Source organism: Microbacterium sp. ZW T5_45 (genome assembly GCF_044987415.1).
In the GTDB taxonomy this organism is placed as follows: Bacteria; Actinomycetota; Actinomycetes; order Actinomycetales; family Microbacteriaceae; genus Microbacterium.
The window spans coordinates 1-650 of record NZ_JBJDRJ010000088.1 but is presented as its reverse complement, the minus strand read 5'-3'; the positions used below and the strand labels follow the sequence as shown (position 1 = coordinate 650).

At 68.3% G+C, this 650-nt stretch carries 1 pseudogene; it reads left to right on the top strand.

Annotated elements, in window-relative coordinates:
* A pseudogene (locus ACI3KS_RS19625) lies at window positions 1–650 on the top strand (excinuclease ABC subunit C); the annotation flags it as partial.

The following is a 650-nucleotide window of genomic DNA, read 5'->3' as shown; positions in this document are numbered from 1 at the left end:
GTGCAGGATGAGCGCCTGCTGCGCACAGCCACGACGAACGCTCAGCAGGCGCTCATCCTGCACAAGACCCGGCGGACGAGCGACTATGTCGCGCGGACCCAGGCGCTCACCGATCTGCAGGAGGCACTCGGCATGGCCGAGGCACCGCTGCGCATCGAGTGCTTCGATATCTCGCACCTCTCGGGAACCAACGTCGTCGCATCGATGGTCGTGTTCGAAGACGGCCTGCCGCGCAAAGATCAGTACCGCACGTTCTCGATCACCGAGACCACGGACGACACCGACTCGATGTATCAGACGCTCACGCGTCGTCTCGCCCGCCTGGACGAACCGGTCGAGGCCGAGCCCGCGACGCAGGAGGGTGAGGAGGCGCCGCGCAGGCGTCGCCGCTTCTCCTACCCGCCGCAGCTGCTGATCGTGGACGGCGGCCAGCCCCAGGTGGCAGCGGCTGCTCGCGCCCTGCGTGATTCCGGCCGCACCGATATCGCCCTGTGCGGCATCGCGAAGCGGTTGGAGGAGATCTGGCTGCCCGACGACGACTTCCCGGTCATCCTGCCGCGCACGAGCGAGGCCCTGTACCTGCTGCAGCGGCTTCGCGACGAGGCGCACCGCTTCGCGATCACCCACCAGCGCAAGCGCCGCCGCAACGA